Here is a 23613-nt window from a genome sequence, read left to right on the forward strand (position 1 = left end):
TCAACGTTGGTTTCGCGGATGCGCATGTCCATACACCTGTTTGAGTTCCGATAAACTGCTGTGTGTATAGATTTGTGTAGATGCCAAGCTCGCGTGTCCTAATAATTCCTTTACTGAATTGATATCGGCTCCGTTGTTGAGAAGGTGCGTCGCAAAGGTATGTCTTAAAATATGCGGGCTCTTTTTTACCTTCTCGGAGACATTACTAAAGTAGTGATTTATTAATCGATACACAAACGAATCGTTCAATTTAACGCCTTTTAAGGTCAAGAAAAAAAACGACGCGTCTTTAACCTGCTCCAGCCGAGCCCGTTCCAAAAGATACGCGCCAACCTGTTGGGAAATAATTGGCAAAAGCGGCACGATGCGCTCCTTGTTGCGTTTTCCCAGCACCTTGAGCGTGCCGTTCGAGGCGAAACTCGAAAGTTGCAACTGGATCAACTCGGCGCGGCGGATGCCCGTGGTATAAAACAAATCAATGATGAGCTTGTCGCGCAAACCCTCGAAACCTTCGGGGTATTGGATTTGGTTGAGCACCAAATCGACTTCCTTTTCAGAGAACGGAATTTGCAATTTCTTGGCCGTCTTGAGCGATTGGTGTTTGAGCAAAGGGCTGGCCTCGACCTGCTTGGTCTTGAGCAAGAATTTGTAGTACGACCGCAAAGACGAAATCTTTCGGTTCACCGACCGCGCCGACACGCCCGCTTCTACCAGCGACACGATCCAGCTTCTGATCTGGCTGTAATTCACCGCATACAAATCGTCTGAATCAAACTCCGCAGCAATAAACGTCTGGAAAAAATTAACATCGTTCAAATAGGCCGTCACCGTGTGCGCCGAATAATTCTTTTCGAGCGAAAGATAGTCGCGGTATGCCTGCTTGCCGTAGTCCATAAAAAAACCGTCAGTCCCAAAGATATGACTTTAGGCCGACGGTCTATTTTAAAATCCGAAGAAATTTTATCCTTCGAGGCTGTCTCTCAGTTTCTGGATGTATGCCGCTTTCTGGATTTTCATCCTGTTGGTGACAGAAGGTTTCACAAAAGCCTGACGCGCACGAAGTTGACGAACAGTTCCTGTCTTGTCAAATTTTCTCTTGTAACGCTTAAGCGCTCTATCAATATTTTCTCCGTCTTTAATTGGTATAATCAACATAGTTTGGACACCTCCTTTCGTTAAGGCCGCAAAGATAATTTAATTTTTTATTATTTATTAATATTTTTTATTTTTTTAGAACACTAAATAATACCCAATAAAAAATAATTAATAATCGTGGCGTGCCGGCGATCATCATCTTCGTCAAATTCAACATTCCGTCGCCGTCGGGCTATCGGCTGCACGCGGTGCTTGCCTCTATCCCTCACGCAAGCCACAGTCAAAATCATGTAACTCGATCAAATAAAAGTATCGATTTATACCTGAAGCCCACCGGGCTTCCTCCTCTTAATCTCAAATCTCACGCAAAAAAAAAGGCCGGAAAACCCCGACCTCTTGTAACTTATCCGAAATATCAATCTTTCAATACGTTTCTCGAAATGACCAATTTTTGAATCTCGGTCGTGCCTTCGCCAATGGTACAAAGTTTAGAGTCCCTAAAGAACTTCTCCACCGGAAAATCCTTGGTGTAACCGTAGCCGCCGTGAATCTGGATCGCCTCGCTCGACACCTTGACACACACCTCCGACGCATACATCTTGGCCATCGCGCCTAATTTGGTCACGGGCTGGTGTGTTTGTTTCAGGTAAGCCGATTTGTGCAACAGCAATTCCGATGCCTCGATCTCGGTGGCCATGTCGGCCAACTTGAACGCAATACCCTGGAACTCGCTGATCGGCTTTCCAAACTGCTGGCGTTCCTTCGAATACTTGAGCGCGGCTTCATACGCACCTTTCGAAATACCCAACGCGAGCGCCCCGATCGAGATACGGCCTCCGTCCAGGATTTTCATCGCCTGGATAAACCCCTGGCCCACTTCGCCCAAACGGTTCGCATCGGGAACGCGGCAATCGCTAAAGATGAGTTCTGCCGTTTCAGATGCACGCATCCCCAATTTGTTTTCCTTCTTCCCCGAAGAAAATCCGGACATGCCCTTTTCGAGCACGAATGCGGTCATCCCTTTGGAATCGCCTTTTTCGCCCGTACGCGCAATCACCACGGCAATGTCGCCCGAAATGGCGTGCGTGATGAAGTTTTTCGCGCCGTTCAAAATCCAGTGGTCGCCGTCCTTGATGGCCGTCGTGTTCATCCCGCCGGCATCAGATCCGGTGTTGTGTTCGGTAAGTCCCCAGGCGCCGATGTGTTCGGCCGTGGCCAATTTCGGGATCCATTTTTTCTTTTGTTCGTCGTTGCCAAAGGTCAAGATGTGGTTGGTGCAAAGCGAATTGTGCGCCGCCACCGACAACCCTATCGACGGGTCTACCTTCGAAATCTCCTCGATTACGGTAATGTATTCGTGATACCCCAACCCGGAACCGCCCAATTCTTCAGGAACCAGTACGCCCATAAACCCCATTTCCCCCAATTGCTTGAACAACGGCACGGGAAAAGTTTGCGCTTCGTCCCATTCCATGATGTTCGGCCGGATATGCTGCTCGGCAAAATCCCTGATCGATTGTGCAATCATCGATTGCGTTTCATTGTATCCAAAATCCATTTTATCGGTAATTTTTTTAGAATTCCAAATATAAGGCAATTACACTCACTTTTTCAACAGGAATTGCAGAAATTTTTAGCAAATCCTCAGCGCAATCGATTTCGCCATTCATGCTCCTAAAAGTCACGATTTCGCGCGAAATCGGATACCTGAAATAAGGAAATTGCGACAGCTCCTTGACCGACGCTTCGTTGATTTTGATTTTTTTGACCGTCGGCAACGCACCAATATGGAACGACTCTTTCAATTTTTGGATCACTTCGGGCGACAACCCCCAAATATCCTCCATTTGTGCCATGCTCACAAAACCGCCCAACTTTTCCTTTTGCTCAAGGATACGTTTAGAAAGTCCATCGCCAATACCGTACACCGCTTTCAGGTCGTCGGCGGTGGCGTGGTTGAGATCGATCCTGGATTTGGCTTTTTTTGGATAACCGGAAGAAGCCCAATTGTTGTCGGCTTTCGGTTTTTTGTTCTTGACCCAATCGGGAAATTTAAACCAAGGTTCCATGCTGGCCAGCAACGAATCAGAAACACCCGTCACCTTCTGGAACTCCGCGCCCGAGTTCACGTACCGGTTGGTCTTTCGAAACGCGAGCAACCTATCGATCTCGGCCACCGACATCCCCAGTTGGTAACCCTTGAAGTCGGTGATGAAGTTGGGGTTAAAAGGACGCCGCTCAAACCGCTTGGGTTTGATTTTGGCCAACGAGTCGAACTGTGGCTGCAACGCAAGCCAAGCCTGCTGCTGTGGCCGATTCTCAGGCAGCGGTTTGAATCGGATAAAAACAAGGGCGGCCTGAAGCGCGACAACCAATGCAAACAAAACGAGCAACCCGTTGCGTTGCGATTTGGTGTATGAAAAATAAGAAGGGCGTTGGCGTAAATTCATCGGGATGGCGTATAAAGGAAGAAAAAATCAGAGGTCGAAAACAGAACTTCGCTTGGCGCGGACCAAATCCTTGAGTTTGATCCAGAAAGCCAGCGTCAGGTAAACGCCAAACCAAAGCCCGGCGGTCACAAACGAAATGTAGATGAAAAACAGCCGAACGTTGTTGGCCCGCATCCCGAGCTTGTCGGCCAAGCGCGAACACACGTGAAACCCATACTCCTCGAGATGGTACTTGAGTCGGATGACAAACGGCAGTTGGTTTTTGGTTTCCATCGGATAAATGTAGTCAAAATTCCGAGAACCCCATTACAGATTTACCGCATCAGGTACAATTGCGCGCAGGCCCTTGCGTCGGACAATGCTTCGTGATGGTTGAGCGCAATGCTGTTGCGTTCACAACAATACTTCAGGTTGGCCGGCTTGTAGCCCTTGGCGCGGTATATCCGACAAGTACATTCCCAACGGTCGGCAATTTCAAGCTCGTCGTAATACAACCCATAGTGTTTCATGGTACGCGAAAGCACGTTGCGGTCGAACGATTCGTTGTGCGCCACCACCGTGCGCCCGAACAGCCGTTTGTAAATTTCGGGAAAGTGACCGTCGAAGGTCTTCTCGTTCTCGGTATCAACCGGACGGATGCCATGCACCTGGATGTTGTGGTACCAATAGTGGTTGAACGGCGGCTGGATCAGCGTATAGTATTCATCGACAATGAGACCGTCGTCGACCGTCACGATACCTACCGCGCAGGCGCTTTCGGGATGCCCGGTGGCGGTCTCAAAATCAATGGCTGTGAATGTCATACTTTTTATAAATTCCAAATTCCAAGCACCAAATTCCAAGCGCCCTGATTTGGTCCCGACGCTTCGGGATGGAATTTGGAGTTTGGAATTTGGGATTTGGAATTTCCCTTACTTTATCGACCCAATAATATCGTGCTTGGTGATGATGTGGTGTCGGCCGTTGCCCAAATCGATCAACACGGCCTGGTTGTCCTTGGTAATCAGCTTAGAGACTTCTTCGATAGGCGCGCCAATCTTGACAATCGGATAAGGTTTGCCCATGACGTCCTTGATCGGTTTTTCGGCCACGTTCTTGTCGGTCACATAGCTTTGGAACAAATCCGATTCGTCTACCGAGCCGACGAATCCGCTGGTGTCGATGACCGGAATTTGTGAAATCTTGTATTTGCGCATACGGTCGATGGCGTGCGAAACGAGTTCTTCGGTACGTGCCACCACGAGCGGCTTGTCGATGTGGTCGGCGATGAGTTCTTCGGCCTTGGTGATTTCTTCGTCAAGGAATCCGCGTTCGCGCATCCAATCGTCGTTGAACATCTTGCCCACATATCGGCTGCCCGAATCGTGGAACAGCACGACAATCACGTCGTCGGGCTTGAACTCCTCCTTGAGCTGCAACAACCCTTTGACGGCAGCGCCCGCCGAATTCCCGACGAAGATGCCTTCCTCGAGCGCGAGCCTGCGTTGGTATACCGCCGCATCTTTGTCGGTGACTTTGGTGAAGCCATCGATGACCGAAAAATCGACATTCTTGGGCAGGATGTCCTCGCCTATGCCTTCGGTAATATAGGAGTAGATTTCGTTTTCGTCAAAAATTCCGGTTTCGTGGTATTTCTTGAACACCGAACCATAGGTATCGATACCCCAACATTTGATGTTCGGGTTTTTCTCTTTGAGGTATTTGGCCACACCCGAAATGGTGCCGCCCGTGCCCACGCCCACGATAAAGTGCGTGATCTTGCCTTCGGTTTGTTCCCAGATTTCGGGACCGGTTTGTTCGTAGTGCGCGATGGCGTTCGACGGGTTGTCGTATTGGTTCACATACCACGCGTTGGGCGTTTCCTCGGCCAGTCTTTTAGAAACCGAATAATACGAACGCGGGTCGGTGGGTTCTACATCGGTAGGACACACGACCACCTTGGCTCCTACGGCGCGCAGGATGTCCATTTTTTCCTTCGATTGTTTGTCGGTGATCACGCAAACAAGCTTGTAGCCTTTGACGATGGCCGCGAGCGCAAGCCCCATACCGGTGTTGCCCGAGGTACCTTCGATGATGGTGCCGCCCGGTTTGAGACGACCATCGGCTTCGGCGTCCTCGACCATTTTAACGGCCATACGGTCTTTGACCGAGTTTCCGGGGTTGAACGTTTCAATCTTGGCCAATACAAGCGCATCGACACCTTGGGTCACTTTATTGAGTTTGACCAGCGGCGTGTTGCCGATTGTACCGAGTATGTTTTCTGAGTAATTCATGGTTTGGCAAATTTTGCGCGACAAATATAGGCATTTGGGATTCAAAGCCGAACAAAGTTGTCTTAAAGTTCAATCGATTTCGTGAAGGGACCGTTTGGTTTCACGGATGCTGCGTGAGGGATGGAAGCAAGGTGCCGCGCACCGCGGACAGCCCGACGGCGCCACAATGTTCGGCCTCGCAACAATGTCGATCGCCGGCACGCCCGCCAACCCGCCACCTGGCTCCTTCGCTAAAAATGTCCACCGGACATTTTGTTAACGCTCGGCCCTACTTGAAGAAATTCCAAACCAGCCCAAAACGTATCACGAAATCGCGGTACGGGTTGTTGGGCGCGGCGTAAAATTCGTTGCGCGACGACCATGCCGAATTGAAATGTTCGGCCTTTATGAAGATGCGGCAGGTGCGCACGCGCGCGTTGACAAAGAAATCGAACATCGGGTAACCGCCGATTTCTTGCTGATCTTGAACAAAAAACTCGGCCAGCACGGGGTTGTAGTCGTTGGCGTAGTATTTCGTGAAATAGTTGAAGATGACGCCGGTTTGCAGGTACAGTGCTTTTTTGAAAAAATAGTCGCTGTAGTAAAGCGTATTTCGCGTGACAAAATCGGGGACATTCAGGATGTTGTCGTCCTGGCTGACCTTTTGGTAGAGCACGGTATTGTCGAGCCCAAAACGGCCGAGTTTGAATTCCTTGCCGATCTTGAACGACAGGTACTGGATGGACTTGCCGTATTGCTTGGGCGAAATGAGCTGCAACGTATCGGTGGCGGCGTCGTTGCTCAAATACAGCATGTCGTTGATGTTCGAGAGCTGGAACGACGCGGTGGCCCATTGGGTTTTGGCCTCGACTTCGATGTTGTTGATTTTTTCGTTCTTGAAGTTGTTGGCCCAAATGTAATGCGTAAACGTGCTTTGGTGCAGGTTGTAGATGTGGTTGGGCAGTTTGTTGATTTTTTGGTAGCGGAACGACAACACATTCTTTTCGTTGAACGTGTAACTGGCTTGTCCGTCTAGGTTGGTGAGCGACTGATTGGTCATCGAATTCGAATAGAGCAATTGCGCACGCCAGTTGTTTTTGCGGTACTCGTACTGCCCGCCGACGGAATTGATCTTGTCGTTGATCTTGCCCGGCACGACACGATCGGGGAATACAAAAACCGAATTGTAGTAATAGTTGTATTGGAAGTCGTCGACAAAAAACTGGAATTTCCCCAGCGTTTCGTTTTCGTATACCGCGCCGATTTTGTTGTACAACCTGTTGTAGCGCACCTGGTCGTTGAGGCCTTGTTGCGACGCCTCGCCAAAATAATTGTAAAAGTACCCACGCGCGGCCGATTGCACGTTGGCCTGGTTGTATTCGAAAAACTTGGTTTCGTAATTGAACTGATGCGTCACATACAGGTTATTGCTGCCGTGGTTCCCGTTGATGCGAAACGCATGGTCTAAGAACACGCGCTTGCCTTTGAGGAACGTCTTGGCATCGGGCAAATAGACTTCGAGCCTTTGGCGTTGCTTGAACGCGTCGTCTTTGCTTTCGAAATCCTCGGGTGTGGTGATGCCGCCGTTCTCGCCGTTTTGCATGTCTTGGCCGGCATAGTGTGCGTTGATCACATACCTGCCGCCCTTGGTGTGGTAACTGGTCGTGAACCTGAAATTGCCTGCGCTGGTCAATTGGTTGATGTACTTGCCGAGCGAGCGTATGCCGCGGTAAGCGACCGAGAAATTGAATTGTTCCGATGTGTTGACCGCCACGAGTGCATCTACGCTTTGGCCTTGCTCCATGACGGTTTTGAAATAGAGTTCGGTGAGCGGTGTGGCCACCGAATAGTATTTGATGTCCTTTACTTCAAGGTAATTGAAGTGCTTGCCTTTGTATCCGAACTCGGGATACGGCGAAAAATTGGTACGGCCGTAGTCGAGCGTGTTGTAGGTGTGCCCATCGTTGACAAACGGCAGCAACCCAAAGATATCTTTGCGCAGGTAATTGTACTCGTACTCGTCCTTTATGGTCAGCGAGGTGTCTACATAGGTGGTGTCGCGCTCGAGCGTCACGATGCGGTAGGAAGTGATGGGTGCGCGCTGCGCGGCCTCCTTGGCTTTATCCTCTTCGGTTTTTCTCAGGCTTTTGGGGGCTTTTTCCTGCGCGGGCTCCTGCGCAAAAACAACGCCCGAAAACAACAGCAAAACGGCCAGCAGTACAATCCTCATACGTGCAAATAAAGCACAAAAATAGCGTTTTGTTTACAATGTCGGCAGAATTTAAGAAAACAAAAAAGCCATCCCGTAGGATGGCTTTTGAGATTCAGATTAAATCTGATTATTGTTTAACCACTTTGGTAGTCGATGAAGCACCGGCTGCAGTAGTCACTTTAACCATATACACACCTGCGTTCAAAGAACCCAAGTTGATGTTCACTGTGTTCAAAGAACCGAAGTTTGAATTCATCACTTCTTTGCCCAAGATGTCATAAACCGCTACGTTAGCAATGTCTTTTCCTGAAATCTCCAAAGCACCAGAAGTTGGGTTTGGAACGGCAGTAAAGCCTTGCGCAGCGAAATCTTTTGTAGCTGACGTAGAACACCAGTCGAACAGGTTGTACCAGATACCACCTACAGTAGATGAAGTCGTGAAACCTGAAGCCAAACCGTGTGTACAGTCGTAGAACTCGAGTGAACCACCACCGTCAACCGGATCTGGGTCAATGTTGTTGATGTCTGTCCAGTTCAATCCTCCGTCCAAAGAGAACGAAGAACCTCTACCTACTTCGTCGATATCTACACCAGTAACAACATAGGTGTTATCGGTTCCAGGAACGAAAGCAATGTCGAAGTTTCTGTAGTATTCGCCACCTGGGAACTCGGCATTCCAAGTTTGACCACCGTCGGTAGTTCTAAAGAACTGCCAGTCTGATGAAATCAAAAGACCATCGGTACCGTTTTTCATCGCATAGCTACCACTTTGTGCAGCGCCACCAAAGTCAGAGATTGGTGATTGCGCAGCCCAAACCCAATTCACACCACGGTTGTTCGAACGGTAGATACGGCCTTGGTTGGTGCCGAACCATATGGTGTCGCCAAAAATCTCAAAGTTGTGGGTATAGCCGTACTCATCTACCTGGTGCATCGGGATGTTACCTTGTGGTACACGAACCCAGTTGGTTCCGCCGTTTGTAGTGGTATAGATTTCGAAGTATCCATTGGCAGGGTCACCTTGGCACACACCGTTGTTGTTGTCCCAGAAATAGACCAAGTTCGCAAACGAGATCAAACCGTCGTTGAAAAGCGCCGTCGGTTGCTTGGTCCAGGTGGCACCAGAGTTGGTGGTTACCCAGATACCGCCTTGAAGCGAACCGTTTGGCCACACCGATACGTAAGCCGTGGTGGCCGACATCGCGTGGATTGAACCGATCACCAAGTCAGCAGAACCCAAGTTGATGGCACCTGTAGTCCAGGTCAAACCGCCGTCGAGTGAACGACCCCAGATTTGATAGTAGTCGCCCGAACCGTCACCGGCAGCACCGTACGTCCAAACCACATCTCCGCCACCTCCTGGTGCGTAAGAAATTTGTCCTTGTGTAGTAGAAGTTGTCGAGAAACCTGTTGAAACTTCCTGCCAATAGGTAGCTTGTGCTTGCGCACCCAGCCCCGCAGCGAGGAAAAGCGATAGTAATAATTTTTTCATAATAAATAATTTTGATTAAAGTGAAAAGCAAATATAACGGATTAAGTTAAGTTTTCAAAAACATTAACTTAAATATTCCCCCGCCTGCTTTCTACAGGCAGGGGAATGGTAATTTTAAGGAATAAGGTTTTCTGAAGTGAACACCGTTTCGTTACCTACATAGGACTTGTTGATTTTTGCAATGGTAATCTCTGGCGAAGTTGTCGTCAAACCATTGTAAACGCCCGAGAACACATCGGCTTCTCCGTCAGGATACACAATGATCAAACGGTACGGCATGTCGATCGGTTGTTGCAACAAAGCAGTCGCCTTAATTTTGAATAAATAGTCGCCCGCTTCAGTCGACAATGCTCCTCCCGTATTATTTCCGGTACTACCCACATTAATCCTGTGTTCCCTACCTCCGTTCTGAAAAGGCGCGTTGCCGTCTGCAGCGGTAGGACGATCTACAGTCATGGCCAGCGTATTGGTGGTCGATGTAGCGTCGGGCCAAACCAATCTGATAATCAAACGCTCACTGTTTTGCACAGGAATTGCAGAATTACCTGTTGCAATCTTCAGCACGTCCGAAGTCAGGAAATAGTGCGTCCCTACCGGATCTGGTGTTTGCAACGCAATACCCGACAAGTACATGTCGAAGGTGGTGTCGAAAATCGAACCGCCAGGCGCAAAAATATCACCGGTTGCAGTGGTTTCGCCCGGCATTACATCGACAGAACCTCTGATACGACGTCCTGAGTCGCTGATGGCCGTGGCCTGAACCGCTACGGTGTCCGAAAACGTTCGGGGAAGCGTTACGGTAAATTCAATCTTTTGATCGGTCAAAGCCGAGGTAACATTGGTGCTCAATTGCCCCGTCAGCGTCACAAGGTTGTTTTTGCCAACCGGCGATCCGTTGTAACGCTCGTCGTCGTCCTGGCATCCTACAAAGACCATTGCAGCAACAGGCAACAGCAACAAACTTTTAAATATTTTCATTTTCATCATGCAATTTTTTTAGTTGTTTGAAAACGGAGTGTAAATATTGAACGGGTCACCTGGGTTGATCACAGCGGCCGCGTTGGCACTCCACTTGTACCCTTGCTTCATGGTCGGGGTGGTACGCAAAACCGCCGACAGGTTGTTGTATCCGGTCTTGGTTCCCGAAGCGTCATAAGAGTATCCGATGAAACGGTATACGTCGCCCACGGCCAATTCAGTAACCGGCACTTCGAGCGCCGCCGCAATCTTGGCAGGCGTAATCTCTAACTGATGCGGAAACGAAGTAATCGTTTCGAGCAATTTGGTATTGCTGGTACTTACCCCGTTCGGGTTTCTTCTTCTGACAAACAACTCGTAACGCACGATGTTGCTCGAAGGGTTGGTCAACGTGCCTCTAAAAGCGGTAGTTTCAAAATTGTCGAACTCCAAGGTAGCTTGCTGTACGTTGAGAATTACATACATACCTTCAACTTTTTCCGGTAGCGGATCCAATGATTCCTGCTCACAAGACGAAAAGGTGAGCGCGGCGGCCGCAAATAAAGTAAAAATGGCTATTTTTTTCATAGTATCTTTTTTTAGTGTAAGTCTAAACCAGCCGTTTCTTCCCAGAACACTTTGCGTGTACGAACGTTGGCCGGTGCGTTTGGATTGTTGTTGACGCCAATGGCCGGGTACAATGCCGTATAGAAATACTGGCCCGGTTCTGGCTCCAAGGTAGGCTGCATGTTATCTGGATAGCCTGTTCTTCTGTAGTTGTTGTACGGCTCGATACCATTACCCCAGCTCGCGATGTAGAACTCCTTTACCAGGATGTTGAGTTTGTCGGCAGCCGAAGCAGCGTTGAAACGCGTCATCACAAAGTTAACATAAGTAGTCACTTTCGAATCAATAACCGACTGACTAGGCTCGCGTTCTTGTTGCGGCATGGCCGTGGTCACTTTCTCGAATGATGCACGCATACCGGCTTCGAGCTCGGCGGCTGGATTGCCAGTGACACCTGGAACCGTCAGCGCCAATTCGGCCTTCATGAAATGCACGAACGAAGACAACAAGATTGGCATGATTCCCTCGCCGAGGGCACCATCTACGCCTTGGTTGTTGGCAACCGGGCTGGCCGTATAGTCAAACTTTCCGCCTGCAGGGTACAAACCGTGTGCGCTGCGTGTTTCGTCGTCTTGCGGGATACCCGAGTCGTCTCCGTGGTCACGTCCCCAAAACGAGGTGCCGTCGCCTCCAAGGTCGGTCGTACAATAGGCGGCTTCTACCGCATCAGGAATATAGAATGAAGCGTAGATTACGTTACCGTAATGCTCAGGTGAGGCGAAATACTCGCACGGCAAGTTTTGCGGTGTATCGGTCGAGTTGGCTGCCTGACGGTAGAAGTAGTACTGTGTACGGATGTCGAAGTACGGATAGCTTCCGCCGGTCGGCTCTGCTTTTTCACGAGAAACAGCCCACATGAAGTAGTTGCCCAAGTAAGAGCCACCACCAAATTCATAATCATTGTTATAGTCTGGGTGACGTGAGTTCGGCACTTCGCGCTCTGTTCCGTAACGGAAGGCAAAATCTTCGGTTGCGCTGTCGATCAGTTGTCCGCCAGCAATCAATGCGTTTACTTCACTGGCCGTATCATAGCCTTGAATTCCTGTCAAACGTGCCGTATGGAGCATTTTCAACTTCAGTGAATTGGCTACGCGAATCCATGCGTCGGCATCAGGCGCGGCTACTTCGCCGGTTCCAAACATAATATCTTGCGCCAAATCCTCATTGGTAGCTGCAGTATTTTGAAGATACGCGATGGCATCGTTCAATTCGCCATAAACTCCTGCGTACACATCCTCACTCGCGTCGTATCTTGGTGTCAAGTTGGCATTTCCCATAAGCGCTTCGCTGTAAGGCACGTCTCCATAAAGATCCACCAACGTCATCAAAACGTAGCAACGGATTACTTTAGAGGCGCCAAAAACGCGGTACTGCTGATCGGCAAGCGCCTTGGCCTCCATTTGCTTGACTGTATTGAGAATACGGTAGCCAATGATCCAGTTGTTGTCGAACAATTCGGGCTGGAACGCATTGTCATAGGTACGTCCGCCGGTCATTGCCATTTGGCGCGTCACGCGTTGCGTGAACGAGTTGGCCGAATTGACAAAATCGGGCAACTGAAGCTGGATATAGTTGAAAGCCTGGATCGGGTCGTTGTAGCTTTGCGGAAGCGTACTTGGGTTCTCGGTTTGGTCGAGATCAAAAGTTTCGCAACCGGCAAATGCCAAGAGCAGCGCGCCGACTAGAAATTTTTTACTGAATGTCTTTATTTTCATCTTCTTAGAATGTTAAATTAATATTGAACCCGTAACGCTTGGCGGTAGGACCGGTCAAGTAATCGAAGCCTTGTCCGTTACCCACACCCAAACTCATGACCTCTGGGTCAAAATTGAGGTGTTCAGGGAAATTGAACGCCTTGTACCAAAGGTTCTGGCCGATGATTGAAATCGACATTCTACCAAAAGGCGTTTTTTCAAGAATGCGCTTAGGCACGTCGTAAGAAAGTGAAATCTCACGCAATCTCAGGTTGGTTGCATCAAATACCGATTGTTCGTCGATAAAGAAACCGCTGTTGTTGAATCCGTATTGGGTTGCACCAATTTGGATCTGGTTGATGTTACCATCTACGTTAACCCCTGGCAAAACATACGTTCTGCTGCGGTCCCAGTTGGTATCTTCGGTCACACCACGCGAAAGCAACGCATTGGCGGTGTTCGAGTAAATATCGCCACCTTGTTGGTACTCCAATTGGAATCCAAAGGTTACATTCTTATAAGAAATCTGATTGATCACGGTTGAACGCCAGTCGGCATTTGGATCACCAATCTCTGTAAGTTCATTGTTAACCAAGTAATTACCGTCTGAACCTACTACATAGTTGCCGTTTCCATCGCGCATGATCGAGCTACCCATGATGACACCCAAAGGACGTCCTGGCACGGCAAAGTTACCGAGGTTTGTGAAACCAGCATAGGCGAAACGCTCTACACCATCACCCAATCGCTCTACACGGTTGCGGTTTGAAGTAAACTGACCCGAAAGATCCCAAGTGAATCCGTCGCTGTCTGAACGGAACAAAGCAAAGCTCAAGCCCAATTCGATACCCTTGTTCGACATTTCGGAAATGTTGTCGTAACGATCAGTCGCGCCCGAAGCCGGATCTACGTCACGTACGATGATCAAATCGGTAGAAGTCTTGTCATAGAGTGACAAATCGATACCGATGCGGTTGTTCCACAATTTGGTCTCCAAACCGAATTCAAGTTCTTTGTACAATTCAGGTTTCAAGTCCAGGTTTCCTACACGCGAACTTGGCGCGATATAGTTGACCGTTTCACCCGAAGGCGTTACGAACTGTGTAGTCGCCGATTCCAATCCGATAATGGTTTGGTAAGGTGGCGGGAAGCCTGCCGATGAACCGTAGCTCAAACGCATCTTCAAGTAGTTGACCGCCTTGCTGCCTTTCATGAATTCGAAAGCGTCGCTTGGGATGAACGACAACGATGCCGATGGATAGAACAACGAACGGTTTTCTTTTTGCAAAGACGAGAACCAGTCGTTACGACCCTGTACGTTCAAGAACAAATATTTTTTGAAGCCCAACGTGGCACTACCATACAAACCTACGATGTTCTGGTTTTGGTGATCGGAATAACCCAAGTGTTCTTCGTAGTTCTGGTGCTCGTTAAAGCCGTAAACAAATTGGTTGTAGCTTTCCAAATAAGTATAGTCATAACCTTCCATACGCGAGTTCAAACCTACCGTACCGTCGAGTGTCCAAGATTGGTCTTTGTCGAGGTTTGCGTTAAAGTTGTAGCTGAACGTATGGTCGAAAATCGTGTTTTCGTTGAAGGTCGTACGCATGTATCCGTCACGCGATTCGTTACCTCCTTTGTTGATGTAGTAACGTTTCGACTGCGTATAATTGTCGAGCGCCAAACGGTAAGACACGTTTGACCAAGAGTTGATGTCGTACATGGCGGTGAAGTTTCCGTAAAAACGTCTTACGGCTTCTTCATCGCTACCGTTTTTGAGCAACCAACGCGGGTTGGTGATGTCCCTTCTGTACATGACCGATTCGTGTGTGTTTGGATCTTCATACGGCAACCCAAACAAGTCAAGGTTTCTCGGCGTATACAAAATGGTCGCGAACGTCGATGGCGTGACAGAGCCAGAGCCATAACCGTAACCGGTCAATGGCGCGGTTTTATCAGTACGCACATAGTTCATAACCGTGCTCAAAGTAAACCCATTTCCAAGTTTCGTCGAACCACCAGTATTCAAGTTCAAACGACGGTAGTTGTTGTTTTCGATAAAACCGGTATCGTCGGTGTGGCCAACCCCTAAGTTGTAATTGGTACCTTCTGCTCTTCCTCCAATGTTAACCGAAGTAGTACTCACCGTACCTGTAGTAAAGAACGGCGATACGTTGTCGTACGGTCTCCACGCTACTTTTTTAGGTGTGCCATCGGCGTTCAGGTATTCTGGAAACACGCCCGCACCGTAATAAGCATAAGGGTGATCGACGGTACCGTCCATTCCGATTCCGCCTTCGCCACGCGTCGCGAAGCTAGGCCCCCAGTTACCAAATGTGGTGCGGTATTCGTTGTCGTTACCAACACCATAGTTGTTTTGGAAATCCGGCAAATCTGAAATTTCGGTCATAAACATCGACTGCGCGACCGAAATCTCCATCTTTTTGTTGAGTTCTTTTGTATTACCCGACTTGGTCGTCACCAAAACCACCCCTTTCGAACCCGCAGATCCGTAAAGTGTTGTAGCGGCCAGGCCTTTCAAGATACTGATCGATTCGATGTTGTTCGGATCCAAATCCAAGAAACGGCTCGACGCATTGGTCGCTCCTTCGAGAAAGTTACCATCACTGTTGGTATCGGCGTTGAACGGAATACCGTCGACGACGAAAAGCGGCTGGTTACTTCCAGTGATCGAAGAATAACCGCGGATGATGATGTTGGTTCCAGAACCAGACAAACCACTCGTTTGCTGAATGTTCACCCCCGGCGCCTTACCCGTCAATGCCCTGACGACATCGGTAGATGGCTTGGCGGCGAATTCCTCGGCCTTGATCGTAGTTACCGCATAACCCAACGCTTTCTTCTCTTTCTTGATGCCTTGCGAGGTTACAACGACTTCACCCAACTGTTGCGCATCGGACTTCATCGGAACGTTGACCTTGGTGGCCGCCGCAACGGTGATCAAGACATTGCTGTATCCTACGAAAGAGAATTCGAGCACATCGCCTGTTTTGGCCTTGATCGCGTAATTTCCGTCAAAATCGGATTGCACACCCACTTTGGTATTTTTATTGACTACGTTTACCATCGGCATCGGAAGTCCGCCGTCGGTAATCGTACCGGTAATCGTTTTCTCCTGTGCAAAAGAAAACTGCATTGAGAACGCTAGCAATAGCGCAAAAATCCACTTGAACTTAGATCTCATATTTAATTTATTTGAGTTAGTTATTCCGCAAACTTCCTAATAATTTCTTAATTAACCAAATTAATATAACAAGGCCAGCGTGTTAAAAACAAAATTCCGCTAAGAAATTGTTAGCGCAACTTCTCCTACAGATGTCATGCAATGCAAAAAGGTTGGCTGCATTTCCCTATTTTTGTGAAAATTATTTTCCCATGCTATTTCCCAGGTATTCCGATTTTGACATCGAAGCGGGCACAGACGAAGCCGGACGCGGTTGTTTGGCGGGCCCGGTAACCGCGGCGGCAGTGATCCTGGGTGAAGACTTTAACCACGAATGGCTCAACGACTCCAAGTTGATGACCGAAAAGCACCGCGCCACGCTGCGACCTATCATCGAAGAAAAGGCCTTGTGTTTTGCCGTTACGCATCTCGAACCGACGGTGATCGACGAAATCAACATCCTCAACGCCTCGATCCGCGCCATGCAGGAGTCCATCGGTAAATTGCACACCACTCCCTTATATATAATTGTAGACGGGAACCGGTTCAAACCGTTCAACGACATCCCCTACAGCTGCATCGTCAAAGGCGACTCGAAATACAAAAGCATTGCCGCCGCCTCGGTTTTAGCCAAGACCTACCGCGACGCTTACATGGACCGCATCCACGAGGAATTCCCGATGTACAACTGGAAAAAAAACAAGGGCTATCCCACCCAAGAGCACCGCGAAGCCATCAAAAAGTACGGCCCCACCAAGTACCATCGTATGAGTTTCAGGTTGTTGCCCGATCAGCTGTCGCTGGATTTTGGATAGCAGAAGTCGTCTGCTGAAGCTCGGCTTCGAACAAATCGGCAAAGTGTTTTTTGATTTTGGCTTTGACCTCACCCATATCGACACGGTTCACACCCAACTCTACATTTAAAGAAGTAACCGATTTTCCGCGGATCCCACACGGAATCATGTTGTCGAAATAACCCAAATCGGCATTGACGTTGAGCGCAAAGCCGTGCATGGTCACCCAACGCGAGGCACGCACACCCATGGCGCAAATCTTTCGCGCAAAAGGCGTCCCTACGTCGAGCCATACGCCCGTTTCGCCTTCGCTCCTGGTTCCCGTAATGCCGTAGTCGGCCAAGGTCAAAATGATGACTTCTTCGAGCAAACGCAAATACTTGTGGATGTCGGTAAAAAAGTTGTCCAGATCAAGGATCGGATACCCGACAATTTGCCCGGGCCCGTGATAGGTGATGTCGCCGCCACGGTTGACTTTGTAGAACGTCGCGCCTTTTTCGGCCAGCTGTTTTTCGCTGATGAGCAGGTTGTCGAAATCGCCGCTTTTGCCCAGCGTGTATACGTGCGGATGCTCGACAAAAAGAAAGTGGTTGGGCGTCGGGAGATGGGTGTCCTCGCGTCGGTTTTTGATTTTCAAATCGACAATGGCATTGAACAACGATTCCTGGTATTCCCAGGTTTGCTTGTAATCTTTAAGACCCAAATCTTCGAGGCGGACGATTTTATTCATGGCGTGATCGTGAACCGCAAAGTTACAAAGGATTGTCGTTAAAAATTCCCAATTATTTCTTATCGAGCACCACCTCGAAACTCATCTTATCGGGCTGCTCCAAATAGTCGACAAGCGAATACGGGATGGTCACCGTCTTGCGGTCTTCGCTGTACAGCGCATCGGGGTTCGACACCGATTTGACCCTGCGCGGAAAATGGTATTTGATCGTATAATTCGATCCTCCGAACATCATTTGCAACATACCCGTCGTGTCCTTGGCCATTTCCTGCAACTTCGGATCGATAACCTTAAGCGTGCGTTTGAACACCTTGCCGTCGTAGGCATATGAAAGTTCGGTATTGCCGCCCGAATCCATCATCGACGCCAGCGGGTTGTCCGCGTCGGCCATCGCCGTTTTTTTATCGAGCGATTGCAGCACTTTCATCGCGTCCATCATGTCCTGCAATTCAGAAGTTTTTTTGAAGTCCTTTAACATCGACAGGTTGAATTGCTTTTGTGCGGCATTGATTTGCATGCGCATCGACACGTCTTCGAACTTTTTCAATTGCGCCTGTTGTTCGGCCGACATTTGGGCGATGCTGTCCTTTTTCTCTTCAAACAATTGCTTGAAGGTCATTGTCGAATCGATATTGTCGCGTCCCGATTCTCCCAGTTTGTCGCCCGCGAGCGCCATAAGCCCCGAGGCGTCGATGTCATAAACGATTTTACCGCTGCCGTCTTCCTGCAGGTAAATGTTCTCGGTGATCTGGCAGCCTGTGAAAAACACCGCCAGCAAGGGTAGGATAACCGCAATTTTGTTTCGCATAAGAAATCTGTTTACAAACCCAAAGATACCAATTCCCGTCAAATTTGACGTTGTGATTTTTGAAACTTTGAGTATCTTTGCGGCTTTCAAATTCAACACCATGGCCTTATCCGAACAGGAGCTTCTCCGCAGAAAATCGCTAACCGAATTGCGCAATCTGGGCATCGAGCCGTATCCGGCAAAAGAATTCACGACCAACGCCTATTCGACCGATATCCTCAAAAATTTTGAGCAATACGACGGCAAGGAAGTCGTGCTCGCGGGCCGTTTGATGTCGTTCCGCGACATGGGCAATGCTTCTTTCGCCGAACTCAAGGACGCCGAAGGACGTATCCAGATTTACGTGACGCGCGACGACATTTCGAAAGACGAAGCCAAGACCATGTACAAAGTGGTGTTCAAAAAACTGCTCGACATTGGCGATTTCGTGGGTGTTCGCGGCACCGTTTTCAAAACCAAAGTAGGCGAAACCTCGATCCACGTACACGAACTGACGGTGCTCTCCAAAGCACTCAAGCCACTGCCGGTGGTCAAGACCGACGCCGATGGAAACGTGCACGACGCTTTTGCCGATGCCGAGCAACGCTACCGCCGTCGCTACGTCGATCTCACCGTCAACGACCACGTCAAGGATACGTTTATCAAGCGTACCAAGTTGTTCAACGCCATGCGCAGTTTTTTTAACGACAAAGGCTACCTCGAAGTCGAGACACCTGTTTTACAACCGATTCCGGGTGGCGCGGCCGCACGTCCGTTCGTCACGCACCACAATGCGCTCGATGTGCCGCTATATATGCGTATCGCCAACGAATTGTACCTCAAAAGATTGATTGTAGGCGGATTCGACGGCGTGTATGAATTCTCGAAAAATTTCCGCAACGAAGGTATGGACCGCACACACAACCCCGAGTTTACGGCCATGGAAATCTACGTGGCCTACAAGGACTACCATTGGATGATGAAATTCACCGAGCAACTGCTAGAACATTGTGCGACAGCGGTAAACGGCACGACCAAAGCCACCTTCGGCCAGCACGAAGTAGATTTCAAAGCCCCTTACGCACGTGTCACGATGACCGATGCGATCAAACAATACACCGGCTTCGATATTTCGGGCAAGACCGAAGAAGAGCTTTTTGATGCGGCCAAAAGCATGGGCATCGAAGTGGACGCCACCATGGGCAAAGGAAAATTGATCGACGAGATTTTCGGGGCCAAATGCGAGGGCAACTTCATCCAACCTACGTTCATCACCGATTATCCGAAGGAAATGTCGCCTTTGTGTAAATCGCACCGCGACAATCCAGAGCTTACCGAACGTTTTGAACTCATGGTGTGCGGCAAGGAAATCGCCAACGCCTATTCTGAACTCAATGACCCCATCGATCAGCGCGAACGTTTCGAACACCAGCTCAAACTGGCCGAAAAAGGCGACGACGAGGCCACACAATTCATCGACGAAGATTTTTTGCGCGCGCTTGAATACGGCATGCCGCCTACGTCGGGGCTCGGTATCGGGATGGACCGTTTGATCATGTTTCTTACCAACAACGCATCTATCCAGGAAGTGTTGTTCTTCCCGCAGATGCGCCCCGAGAAAAAACAGACCAGCGTAGAGCTCACCGACGACGAAAAAGTCATCATCGGCATGCTCCAGTCGGACAACGACCAGCAAATGGACCTTGGCATGCTTAAGGTTTCGGCTGCACTGAGCGGCAAAAAATGGGACGCGGCGATGAAAAACCTGTCCAAACACGGACTCGTCAAAGTATCGGTAGACGGCGACATCAAAACCGTACATTACATCGGATAAATACCAGAAACGATAAAAAAAGCGGAGCCCGACGGTTCCGCTTTTTTGTTTACAAACTGTAGTTTAAATTTACGCTTAACCGGTAGTTGCTTTCGACCTTACCGCCGTTCAAATGCTGGTTGATCGGCAACATGGCATTGAGTCCCAGCGAAAAATCGTTGCGGCCTACTTCTAAACCTACTTTTCCGAACACAATGTCACTCGAGGAATCCGGAACGATTTGGTCGTACTGAAAATTCGACGCAAAAACCTCGCCCGCAATCCCCAATTGCGGCACCCATTTGACCTTTTGCTCGATCAAATAAAACAGCGTCGCACCGTAGTTGAATTGGTTGCCAAAGCGGTACAGCTTTTCGTTTTGGGTTTTGATGGTATAGGTGGCCATCGTATTGAGTCCGAGACGCCCCTTTTTGAGCACATACTCGGTCGCGAGCAAATAATCCCAACTTCCCGTCCCGACTTGGAATCCGGGATTGACGCTACCCACATTGTTGGCCATATTGTACTTGCCCGTAGGCATCTTGAGTCCGCCGCCCGCTTGCAATTTGTGTGTAAGAACGGTGCTGTCGCGCATGGTTTCATAGGCCGTAAACATGGCCAGGACGGTGATGTCGCCCAAGCCTTCGATGCGTTGGTCGCCCGTGGCACGCTCGCGTACGTGAAAATGATAGGGCACCAAGGCCGACACCTGCAAGCGCCTGACGATCGGGATGCGTGCCCAAGCCTGCACGGTGTTGAAGTTTTCGTCTACCCAAGGCGAATTGTTGAAAATACCGTCTTTGCTCGAATAACGCTGGTAAAAATAGCGCAGCCCGACAAATTCGTTGTTGAACATCGAACTGAACCCCATGCTACCGCCGTTGGACGAACAACCGCACGCGTCGCAATCGTCGAGCAGGGCATGGTATTTCGAGAGGTATCGCGCAGGTTCGTGACCTGAATAAGGAAATGGCCTAAGCGAGTCCTTAACGGTAATCGCTACGGCGGCTTGGGCGCAAAGCGCCATCAAAATCAATAGGTGTTTTTTCATGTCTAAAATTCCGCAAAACGCGGATCATTGAGGTATTGCTGGTCGGTTAGTGTTTTTAAGAAAGCAATCAATTGCGTCTTTTCGGTGGCCGAAAGCACAATTCCTGGTTGTGCGTTTTGTTGTAACAGCGGATCGAGCGTGGCCGATGGTTGTACGCCGTTAGTATAATGGCTCAACACCGCCTCGAGTGTCCCGAAACGGCCATCGTGCATGTACGGCGCGGTTTTCTCGACATTGCGCAGGCTGGGCACCTTGAATTTGTACCGGTCGGATTCGAGTTCGGTGACGCGGTAGCGCCCAACGTCATTTACGAGCGGATTGACGGCCAGTCCGTTGTTGCGGAACGAATCGTCGGTGAACAAGTCGCTCGAATGACAGGACGCACATTTTTGGTTGAACACGGCATAGCCTTGTAATTCGTCGGCCGAAAGTGTGCCACCGGCTTCATTGAGACGGTATTTGTCGAAACGCGAATTGGACGAGGTGATCATGAGCATGAACTGCGACATCGCCTTGAGCATGTGCTCGGAATCGATGGGTTTGCCCGGAAAGGCCTGCCCAAACAATTGGACATAAGTGGCGTCTGACCGCAGCAATTGCAAAATCGCAGCCATGTTCGCATTCATCTCGACCGGATTCATAAGCGGGATGATGGGTTGCAGGTCCATATGGTCGGCCGCGCCATCGTACATGAATTGGGTCTGGAACGCGAGGTTCTGGATAGATGGCGTGTTGCGGGTGCCCAACTGCCCATCTACGCCCTGGCTCAGCGTGTGTCCGTGGTGCGTAAACGCCGACGATTGCTCGTGGCAAAAACCGCAGGAAACTGTGCCGTCGGACGACAACCTGCCGTCGTAAAACAACTTCTTGCCCAGTTCAAAACCTTTTTGCGTGGGCCGATTCGACGCTATGTCGTACACCAATGGTGGAAAATTCGATGGTGTTTCGAACGCGAGCGGCACGTCGATATACTGGTCTTGGTTTGCGGAATCGGAGCTTGAACAGCCCGCAAACGCCAACGCAATAGCTAAAATGAGTGTATTTTTCATAGGAAACGTCTTAGGCGCACAAGCCCTGTAATCTAGCCCCGATGGCAGCGGAAATCCTGTGGTTGCGGGGTTCGCAACCGCAGATTGCAGCGTACAGCGGGACCAAATTTGTACTGGAAACGGGTGTTGTGCTCCTTAAAAAATCAATCGTTGTGGACGTGGTCTACCGTAAACAGCCCGGGCACGTTGGCCGAGATTTGCGCGACGGCCTCGCCGCCCATGATCATCGCGCCCATCCCGCCCATGTTGTGGTCGGACAGCGCTATTTTGTTGGTGCCGTCGATGATTTTCGACAAGTCGGTCACGATGTGGACCGAAGGGGTAATCTCGGTACGCACGAAAGCCTTGGTCGGCAAATCGAGCGTGACTTCGGTGTAGTTGTAGGCCGTACCCGTCTTGCCCGTGTGCACCATGTAGGCCGTATCGGACGAAACGGTGGCCGAAGTGAATTGGCCTTCGAACAGGATAAATTTATAGCCTGCGCTCCAGCTCCACATCATGTCCTGGGCATCGGCATGGGCCAGGAAATCGCCTTGCCCGTCGGCACCTGCTTCCCATTGGGCTTGGTCTACGCCGATTCCGAACTTGATTTTGGTGTAATTCCCCGCGGGAATGCTGGTCAAATCGATAAAGGTGCTGGCGGGGTTGGCTTCGTTAACAATGAAATAGCTTTCCGATTTGGGATACGTGAACGTGCCGCCGTTTTCGTCAAAAAGCACGATGTTGCTGACGATGTACTTGATCTGGTTGACTTTGAGCGTCTCGCCCTGTGAATTGACGGTATTGGGCGCGCCAAGGATCAGGTCGTTGCCTGCATAGGCATTGTCGAATTTAACCTGTAAATCACCGGTTCCTGTTGGGTTGTTGAACATTTGTGCGGCATCGTCGTCGTTACAAGACGCCAATAAAAAAGTGGTTGCCAATACGGCAAAAAAGGTTTTGAATGTAGTTTTCATGGTTTTTTCTTAAATGTGGACATACATCGCCACGCGACACGCGTCGGGGCGAAAAAAAATGCGTGGATTTAAGAAAGTGCCGTGGGCGGGTGGAAAAAAGCCCCGATGGGCGCGTCTGAAAACAAACGGTTGCGGTATGGGCTTTCGGAAGAAGACTGGATGGAAATTGTTTGTAAATTTGCCGATTCGTTTAAACCGACAAAGTAAAGATCGGTGGTTTCGGGCGCGTGTTTTTTGTTTGACGAAAGCGGCTTCTCGGATTCGGCTTCCTTGGCCATTTGTTTCATGAGGTAACATTTACCGTTACAACCCATTTCTACTTTGTCTTGGTTTTCGCACAATTCATTGGCAATGTATTGGTAATTGGCTGCATACTCGACCACCGGGAAAAGCGGTTTGAGCAGCACAGACAAACACAACAACAGCAGCAAATGTTTCACGGGGCAAAATTAGGCATTAAAAAAATAAGT

General features: G+C 49.5%; 21 protein-coding genes. 2 read left to right on the forward strand and 19 right to left on the reverse strand.

The window, feature by feature from the left end:
- The 13 genes from BLP55_RS12030 to BLP55_RS12090 all read right to left on the reverse strand — a co-directional run bounded on the left by BLP55_RS12030 (window position 1) and on the right by BLP55_RS12090 (window position 15984).
- On the reverse strand, window positions 1–894 hold the full coding sequence (locus tag BLP55_RS12030; protein WP_091144432.1) for a tyrosine-type recombinase/integrase: 894 nt from the start codon (window positions 892–894) through the stop codon (window positions 1–3).
- 66 nt (window positions 895–960) lie between these two features.
- Window positions 961–1155 carry a 30S ribosomal protein S21 gene (gene rpsU / locus BLP55_RS12035; protein ID WP_091144435.1) on the reverse strand — a complete coding sequence of 65 codons (195 nt, stop codon included), beginning with the start codon at window positions 1153–1155 and terminating at the stop codon, window positions 961–963.
- 355 nt (window positions 1156–1510) lie between these two features.
- Window positions 1511–2653, reverse strand: a complete 1143-nt coding sequence (locus BLP55_RS12040; RefSeq protein WP_091144439.1) for an acyl-CoA dehydrogenase family protein — start codon at window positions 2651–2653, stop codon at window positions 1511–1513.
- 16 nt (window positions 2654–2669) lie between these two features.
- Window positions 2670–3545, reverse strand: a complete 876-nt coding sequence (locus BLP55_RS12045; protein ID WP_091144443.1) for a helix-hairpin-helix domain-containing protein — start codon at window positions 3543–3545, stop codon at window positions 2670–2672.
- Between the two features lie 27 nt (window positions 3546–3572).
- Complete coding sequence (locus tag BLP55_RS12050) at window positions 3573–3818, reverse strand: PspC domain-containing protein (protein ID WP_244503460.1); 246 nt, start codon at window positions 3816–3818, stop codon at window positions 3573–3575.
- Between the two features lie 41 nt (window positions 3819–3859).
- The gene (locus tag BLP55_RS12055; RefSeq protein ID WP_091144446.1) at window positions 3860–4348 is read right to left on the reverse strand and encodes a 3'-5' exonuclease; all 489 of its coding nucleotides are present in this window, start codon (window positions 4346–4348) and stop codon (window positions 3860–3862) included.
- 108 nt (window positions 4349–4456) lie between these two features.
- Complete coding sequence (locus BLP55_RS12060) at window positions 4457–5818, reverse strand: pyridoxal-phosphate dependent enzyme (RefSeq protein ID WP_091144704.1); 1362 nt, start codon at window positions 5816–5818, stop codon at window positions 4457–4459.
- A gap of 268 nt (window positions 5819–6086) precedes the next feature.
- Window positions 6087–8027, reverse strand: coding sequence for a putative porin (locus tag BLP55_RS12065; RefSeq protein ID WP_091144450.1), 1941 nt, complete (start codon window positions 8025–8027; stop codon window positions 6087–6089).
- Between the two features lie 109 nt (window positions 8028–8136).
- Window positions 8137–9501: a T9SS type A sorting domain-containing protein gene (locus tag BLP55_RS12070; RefSeq protein ID WP_091144452.1), complete on the reverse strand. Its 1365-nt coding sequence runs from the start codon at window positions 9499–9501 to the stop codon at window positions 8137–8139.
- A gap of 114 nt (window positions 9502–9615) precedes the next feature.
- The gene (locus BLP55_RS12075; protein WP_139149662.1) at window positions 9616–10479 is read right to left on the reverse strand and encodes a hypothetical protein; all 864 of its coding nucleotides are present in this window, start codon (window positions 10477–10479) and stop codon (window positions 9616–9618) included.
- 18 nt (window positions 10480–10497) lie between these two features.
- Window positions 10498–11046, reverse strand: a complete 549-nt coding sequence (locus tag BLP55_RS12080) for a hypothetical protein (protein WP_091144461.1) — start codon at window positions 11044–11046, stop codon at window positions 10498–10500.
- An 11-nt stretch (window positions 11047–11057) separates the two neighbouring features.
- Window positions 11058–12800, reverse strand: coding sequence for a SusD/RagB family nutrient-binding outer membrane lipoprotein (locus tag BLP55_RS12085; RefSeq protein ID WP_091144464.1), 1743 nt, complete (start codon window positions 12798–12800; stop codon window positions 11058–11060).
- Window positions 12801–12804: 4 nt separating this feature from the next.
- Complete coding sequence (locus tag BLP55_RS12090; protein WP_091144467.1) at window positions 12805–15984, reverse strand: SusC/RagA family TonB-linked outer membrane protein; 3180 nt, start codon at window positions 15982–15984, stop codon at window positions 12805–12807.
- A gap of 191 nt (window positions 15985–16175) precedes the next feature.
- Between BLP55_RS12090 and BLP55_RS12095 the strand changes: the two genes are divergently transcribed.
- Window positions 16176–16778 carry a ribonuclease HII gene (locus BLP55_RS12095; RefSeq protein WP_091144471.1) on the forward strand — a complete coding sequence of 201 codons (603 nt, stop codon included), beginning with the start codon at window positions 16176–16178 and terminating at the stop codon, window positions 16776–16778.
- On the opposite strand, the gene lipB is transcribed toward BLP55_RS12095, so the two are convergent.
- Both lipB and BLP55_RS12105 read right to left on the reverse strand, forming a co-directional pair.
- Window positions 16738–17487, reverse strand: coding sequence for a lipoyl(octanoyl) transferase LipB (gene lipB / locus BLP55_RS12100; RefSeq protein WP_091144474.1), 750 nt, complete (start codon window positions 17485–17487; stop codon window positions 16738–16740). The genes BLP55_RS12095 and lipB overlap by 41 nt on opposite strands.
- 52 nt (window positions 17488–17539) lie before the next feature.
- Window positions 17540–18295: a hypothetical protein gene (locus BLP55_RS12105; protein WP_139149663.1), complete on the reverse strand. Its 756-nt coding sequence runs from the start codon at window positions 18293–18295 to the stop codon at window positions 17540–17542.
- A 100-nt stretch (window positions 18296–18395) separates the two neighbouring features.
- Between BLP55_RS12105 and lysS the strand changes: the two genes are divergently transcribed.
- Entirely contained in the window at window positions 18396–20108 is a 1713-nt protein-coding gene (lysS, locus tag BLP55_RS12110; RefSeq protein ID WP_091144481.1) for a lysine--tRNA ligase, read from the forward strand.
- Window positions 20109–20157: 49 nt separating this feature from the next.
- Here the strand turns inward: lysS and BLP55_RS12115 are convergent, their stop codons facing one another.
- From BLP55_RS12115 to BLP55_RS12130, 4 genes are all read right to left on the reverse strand, one after another.
- Window positions 20158–21138 (reverse strand): transporter family protein, encoded by a 981-nt coding sequence (locus BLP55_RS12115; RefSeq protein ID WP_091144485.1) that lies wholly within the window; start codon window positions 21136–21138, stop codon window positions 20158–20160.
- 2 nt (window positions 21139–21140) lie between these two features.
- Window positions 21141–22187, reverse strand: a complete 1047-nt coding sequence (locus tag BLP55_RS12120) for a cytochrome-c peroxidase (protein WP_091144488.1) — start codon at window positions 22185–22187, stop codon at window positions 21141–21143.
- 143 nt (window positions 22188–22330) lie between these two features.
- Complete coding sequence (locus BLP55_RS12125) at window positions 22331–23143, reverse strand: MbnP family protein (protein ID WP_091144492.1); 813 nt, start codon at window positions 23141–23143, stop codon at window positions 22331–22333.
- A 68-nt stretch (window positions 23144–23211) separates the two neighbouring features.
- Window positions 23212–23583 (reverse strand): hypothetical protein, encoded by a 372-nt coding sequence (locus BLP55_RS12130; protein WP_091144496.1) that lies wholly within the window; start codon window positions 23581–23583, stop codon window positions 23212–23214.
- Window positions 23584–23613: the final 30 nt, after the last annotated feature.

The sequence above is a fragment of the Flavobacterium caeni genome (assembly GCF_900101895.1).
Taxonomy (GTDB): Bacteria; Bacteroidota; Bacteroidia; order Flavobacteriales; family Flavobacteriaceae; genus Flavobacterium; species Flavobacterium caeni.